General features: G+C 32.9%; 2 protein-coding genes. One reads left to right on the forward strand and one right to left on the reverse strand.

The annotated features are described in order from the left end of the window. Window positions 1–345 precede the first annotated feature (345 nt). A complete protein-coding gene (locus ACTWP4_RS22455; protein ID WP_443131016.1) occupies window positions 346–567 on the reverse strand; it encodes a hypothetical protein in 222 nt (73 codons plus the stop codon). A gap of 159 nt (window positions 568–726) precedes the next feature. Here ACTWP4_RS22455 and ACTWP4_RS22460 point away from each other — a divergent pair, with 159 nt between their 5' ends. Further along, a complete protein-coding gene (locus ACTWP4_RS22460) occupies window positions 727–1,494 on the forward strand; it encodes a polysaccharide deacetylase family protein (RefSeq protein ID WP_443131017.1) in 768 nt (255 codons plus the stop codon). Window positions 1,495–1,662: the final 168 nt, after the last annotated feature.

The raw sequence follows: 1,662 nt of genomic DNA on the forward strand, positions 1-1,662 counted from the left end.
GCGTTCGTCCTGAGCCAAGATCAAACTCTCAATAAAGTTGACTTGCGCTCGCTTCTATAAGCTAGCTTGTTTCATGTTTAAAATCATACTGGTTGTTTTGTTCAGTTTTCAAAGATCAATGTTGTGTCGTTTTTTGCGACGAAATATAATATATCATGTATCAAAAAAGAAGTCAATGACTTTTTTTGAGTTTTTTCTTGCTCGTTCATTCCCTCGTTTTGTAACGACGACAAAAGATAATATACCATAAACTTATATTGCAGGCAAGAGGTTTTTTGAAAATTTCATTTAAAATAAAAAATACTATATCTCTGTTTAATGGAGAATATAGTATCCAACAAAAGTTTATTCAATTTGCACTTTATTTGGTATATACTTCTTAATTTCTTCTTCACTGGCAACGCGTGTATACAAATGAAAGATAATCTTATATCTTTCCCGCATTGCTTGTTTCACTATTTTATCTATTCGATGATCTTCTAAATCCATCAATAATTCTTCTAGTTCTCTTTTAATCACATACTGCAGTTCATTTTGCTCCTCATCATTTATTAAAATTCCTAACATCTTGTCCACTCCTAATATCTGATTTAATAATGATAATCTCCCCGCTATCTATTATCTATATTCCTGTTTTCTTTCAAAATTAAACATAATTAGACATCATATCAGTGAAATACCAATCATATAATGGAGACAAGCCCAACTAAATGGAGGGGATTTTCGGTGAGGCGTTTATATATTGTAGATATTAAAAAACAAAAAAAAGCATTCATTATTATTCCTATTGCATTATTTGTTGCCCTATTTTTATATTTGGAATTTAATTATACTTCTACGGTTTTTTCCAATCAGGATAATCCACGTGCATTAACTGCGGGAAATACGAAACATTCATCTGTTGCTTTAACTTTTAATATCAGTCATGGAGATGAACAAGTTATCCCTATATTAGAAAGGTTAAAGAAAGAAAATGTTCAAGCAACTTTTTTTGTGAGCGGCGAGTGGGCTGAACGGCATCCTGACATATTAGAACAAATCGCAGAGGACAAACATGAGATTGGAATGCTTGGTTACCAATACCAATCGTATGTCGAACAAGAAATAGATGAAGTGCGAAGTGATTTGAACAAAGCAAAAGAGACCTTCACTAAATTAGGTTATGAAGATATTTATTTGTTAAGAGCACCTAATGGTCATTTAAACGAAGAAGTCATAAAATTAGCAGAAAATCAAGGATTAAAGGTGATTCATTGGAGTATTAATCCAAATGATTGGAAAAACCCAGGGACTAAAAAGATTACCAATCATATTTTGAAAAATATCAGTAACGGATCAATCATTTTACTCCATGCTTCAGACAGTGTAAAACAAACAGAAAAGGCACTTGAAGTCATCATCCCTAAAGTCAAAGATAAAAAAGAGTTTTTGACGATTTCTGAGTTAATTACACAGGCAGAAACAAAACAGGAAGAACTTCAGTCTATCGAGTAGGAGGATAATCATTAATTGATTATCCGACCTCTCACACCACCATCCGTATACGGCGGTTCCAACTTATTTAGGCATGCACCTTTCTATAGTGCTGTAGACTAGAGATTAATCCGAAGTTGGTTAATCTCTGGTTAGTTATTGTAGTGGTCAGTATCCATGAGTAGGCAA

Source organism: Gracilibacillus sp. D59 (assembly GCF_052246695.1).
Classification (GTDB): domain Bacteria; phylum Bacillota; class Bacilli; order Bacillales; family Amphibacillaceae; genus Gracilibacillus.